A 4,046-nucleotide genomic window follows, 5' to 3' on the forward strand; every position below is an offset into this window, starting at 1 on the left:
GTCGGGGTGGGAGTGGCGGATGCCGTGCAGGTCGAGCACGACGACGTACGACGCGTGGGAGGCCTTGCGGATCCTTTCGGCCACCCGCTGCACCACGTCCCCGCCTCCCCCGTGCTGCATGGCCTGCCGGATCTGCGGTTCGGCGGCCGTGGTCCGCGCGATGGCCAGGGCCCGCTGCTCGTAGGCGCGGTCGAGCTCGCCCCGCTGGGCGAAGGCGAACAGCACGAACCCGATCAGCCCGGTCAGCGCCAGGATGATCAGGTGGTTGGCCAGGATCCGCGCGGAAAGCCGCCCCTTCCCGCCACGGCCGACCGGGATACGGATGGGTTTCACCGGTGTCTCTCGCCTGTCGTACGACTGCCGGGCGCGGCCTGTGCGCCGTACCCGTGGTGGCGTGATTGTGCCCCCGACACCGGCCTTCTGCCCACCCCCGGCTCACTGAGCAGAACGAGCAGAAGTCCGGCTAACACGGCTAACGCGGGATACGGATGAAACAGCGACGTAACACCCGGAGGCCCCTAGCGTCTGCCTTCCTCGATCCCCGAGGTCCGACCCCCGAGGTCAGGAAGGAGACAGCCGCAGATGGCTTCACGCAACGATGCCGCGGTGAGCCCGGTCGCCGACAAGAGCGGCCAGGACAGCGCGCGAGTCGAGATTTCAGGGCTCACCAAACGATTTCTGACCCCTGCGGGTGAGGTGTTCACGGCACTGCAGGACGTCTCGTTCACCGTGGAGCCGGGCCAGTTCTGCGCGGTGGTGGGCCCGACCGGCTGTGGCAAGTCGACGACGCTGGGCATGGTGTCCGGGCTCGACCGGCCCAGTGAGGGCTCGGTCAGGGTCGGCGGCCGTGAGGTGGACGGTGTCACCGACGGCGTCAGCTTCATGTTCCAGGCCGACGCGCTGCTGCCCTGGAAGACCGTGCTCGGCAATGTGCTGATGGGCCCCGTCTTCCGCGGCGTGCCCAAGCAGCAGGCGCAGGCCTCGGCGCGCGACTGGCTGCGCCGGGTGGGCCTCACCGGGTTCGAGGACCGCTACCCGCACCAGCTCTCCGGCGGGATGCGCAAGCGCGTGGCGATGGCCGCGGCGCTGATCAACGAACCCCGGATCCTGATCATGGACGAGCCGTTCGGCGCCCTGGACGTGCAGACCAAGGCGATCATGTCGACCGAGCTGCTCGGTCTGTGGGAGCAGATCCGGCCGTCGGTCATCTTCATCACCCACGACCTCGACGAGGCCGTGGCGCTCGCCGACCGGGTCGTCGTCATGACGTCCAGCCCCGGCTCGGTCAAGGCGGTCTTCGACATCGACCTGCCCCGCCCGCGCGGCTCGGTCCAGGAGATCCGCTTCCAGCCCCGCTTCATCGAACTTCAGCACCAGATCTGGGACTCGCTGCGCGAGGAGGTGGAGCGCGCCTACGCACGCACCGCAGGAGGTACGGCATGAGCACGGCGTCCGCAGTTTCCCCCGCCTCCGTCAAGGACGGCGCACAGCTGTCGGCGGCGGCCGCCGCCAGACGCGCTCGCCGGCGTCGCGTCGCCCTGGTGTGGGCCGGCCGCGTCGGCCTCGCGGTCGTGGTGATCGGCGGCTGGCAGGCGTTCACCACCTGGGGGATCGTCGACCCGTTCTTCTTCTCAACAGTGACACCAACGGCATCCCCATGTGCCGGGGACTGGTCACGGTCGATCCGGACAGCGGGCAGGTGTCCTACAACGTGGACTACTACGCACTCGCTCACGCCAGCCGGTTCGTGAAGCCCGGAGCGCATCGCATCTACTCGAACACCTTCGGGGAAGGAAGCATCGAGAGCGTCGCGTTCCAAAACCCGGACGGCTCGAAGGTCCTCATCGCGTACAACTCCGGCAGCGCCGCGAAGAACTTCAGCGTGGCGGACGGGACGCAGTCCTTCGACTACACCCTGAACGCCGGCGACGCCGTCACGTTCACCTACACGGGCGTGCGCAGCGGCGGGACCCCCGCGGCGACCAATGTCTCCGACCCGACCCATGACTTCACGTTCAAGTCGTCGCCGGGGCCGATGACGGTCACGTACGACCCGGCACTCCTGCAGTACCAGAACGCCGTCCGCACCGGAAGCAAGCTGCTCACGTACTCCCTGCCGATGGGAGCGTCCATCAAGACGCCCGGAACGTCACTGAGCCGTGGCAAGTGGACCGCCACGGCCTCGTCGAGCCCGGACTGGGGCGCGGCCTCGAACGCGCTCGACGGCGACATCAACAGCCGGTGGAGTCTCGGCCAGGGGACGACCAGCGGCGCCTGGTTCCAGGTCGACCTGGGGAGCCCGACGAGCTTCAACAAGATCGTCTTCGCCACCGGGGAAAGCAACTCCTTCGACTACGTCACCAAGTACCAGATATATGTCTCGGACGACGGGGCCGACTGGGGCAGCGCGGTCGCGAACGGCAGCGGGAACATAGGGAAGATAGCCGTCACCTTGCCGGAGCAGACGGCACGGTACATTCGCATCGTCTGTGTCGCGGCATCCGGTTTCTGGTGGAGCATCGCCGAAATCAACGTATACGGATCCTCGGGTGGAACCGGCTCGATCGCAGCCCCGACAGCGGTGCCCAAGGGCCTCCAGCTGAAGACCTGGACCAGTCCGGAAGGGGAGCAGGTCACCGCGGTGTTCAACGGCACCGCTAGCAGCCGGAGCTTCCCGGTGTCCGCCGACGGCTCGTACGCCTACACCCTGCCGAGCGGAACGTCGGCGATGTTCACCACGCAGAAGCTGTCCAGCTTCCCCGCACCGGTCTTCGGAAGCCTGAAGCCGAAGCAAGGCATACCGCGTGCCAAGTTCACGATCAGCGGCTCTCACTTCGGTGACGCGCAGGGGCTGGGTACGGTGCGTTTCGGCAAGCTCTTCGCCGAAATCGACAGCTGGTCGGACACGAGCATCAGCGCGTACGTGCCGAGCGGTCTTGCAGTGGGGACGTACAAGGTCTCGGTGAACGGTGCCGGCGGAGCGAACGCGGGTTCAGCTTCGTTCGACGTCATAGACCTGGGGCCCGCGCTGTCGCGCACGGGCTGGACCGCCACGACCTCCGACACAAGCCCGTACAACGACGGTCCTGCGAACATGCTGGACGGCGACTCCGGCACCCGGTACAGCTCCGGAAGGGGTCAGTACGAGGGTCTCTGGATCCAGGTCGACATGCAGCAGACCCAAACGTTCGACAAGATCCTGCTGGATGTCGGCAGTAACACCGGCGACTATGCGCGAAGCGCGGACGTCTACGTCTCCACGAACGGAACCGACTGGACCAAGGTATCTTCCATAGAGGAAGGCCAGCGAGTCGAGCTGATCTCCTTCCCGACCCAGACGGCCCGCTACATCAAGATCGTCAACGCCGGCGATGTCGCGAGTAACTGGTGGTCGATCGCGGAATTCACCGTGTACAAATGATCTCGGGTTCTCATGGCCGGAGTGACAGGCCTGGCCGAGGGTGTCGCTCCGGCCGTAAGAGCACCTGACATGATCTTGTTGAAGTGCCCAGACGGCGTGACCGAGTGCCGATTTGGCCGTTCGGGACGGTGTGAGCACTCGGCCATGGATTGTGGACGAGTACTTGTGGGGCTGGTCGAGCCGCTGCTGCCGCCCTGGCCGGAGAAGTCGCCGGGGCCGCACGGTCCGCAGGTGATGCCGTGCAGCACGTTCGACTCGTCTCCGCAGCCCGGGCATGCAGCCGGGCCCTCGGGCGTCCGCGCCGGCAACACCCGCGGCACCAAACCCACTACATGGGTCTCCACCGACGAGAACCACGGCTACCTCGGCCAGCCCACCGACGCCACCACCGGCCTGGACCTCCTCGGAGCCCGTAACTACGACCCAGCCCAGGGCCGCTTCCTCACCCCCGACCCGATCTTCCAGGCCGGCGACCCAAACCAGATGGGCGGCTACACCTACGCCGCTGACAACCCCGCAAGCAGCAGCGACCCCACCGGTTGCTGCTGCTCGGTGCGAGGGCGACGTCCGTGAGACCCTCGGCATGCCGGAGGGATTCCGGCTCTTCGGCGACGCCTGGCCCGAC

General features: G+C 67.1%; 3 protein-coding genes and 1 pseudogene. 3 read left to right on the forward strand and 1 reads right to left on the reverse strand.

Translation table 11 applies throughout. The annotated features are described in order from the left end of the window. Nucleotides 1-333: pseudogene (locus ABZ646_RS41870) on the reverse strand (histidine kinase); the annotation flags it as partial. 249 nt (nt 334-582) lie between these two features. Here ABZ646_RS41870 and ABZ646_RS41875 point away from each other — a divergent pair. The 3 genes from ABZ646_RS41875 (at nt 583) to ABZ646_RS41885 (ending at nt 3,994) form a co-directional block, all read left to right on the forward strand. Then, nucleotides 583-1,443 (forward strand): ABC transporter ATP-binding protein, encoded by an 861-nt coding sequence (locus ABZ646_RS41875; RefSeq protein WP_360531620.1) that lies wholly within the window; start codon nt 583-585, stop codon nt 1,441-1,443. A gap of 214 nt (nt 1,444-1,657) precedes the next feature. Continuing rightward, a complete protein-coding gene (locus ABZ646_RS41880; RefSeq protein WP_360531623.1) occupies nt 1,658-3,421 on the forward strand; it encodes a discoidin domain-containing protein in 1,764 nt (587 codons plus the stop codon). A 165-nt stretch (nt 3,422-3,586) separates the two neighbouring features. Continuing rightward, nucleotides 3,587-3,994, forward strand: coding sequence for an RHS repeat-associated core domain-containing protein (locus ABZ646_RS41885; RefSeq protein WP_360531626.1), 408 nt, complete (start codon nt 3,587-3,589; stop codon nt 3,992-3,994). Nucleotides 3,995-4,046 lie beyond the last annotated feature (52 nt).

Origin of the sequence: Streptomyces sp. NPDC007162 (genome assembly GCF_040634175.1) — a bacterium.
Taxonomy (GTDB): domain Bacteria; phylum Actinomycetota; class Actinomycetes; order Streptomycetales; family Streptomycetaceae; genus Streptomyces.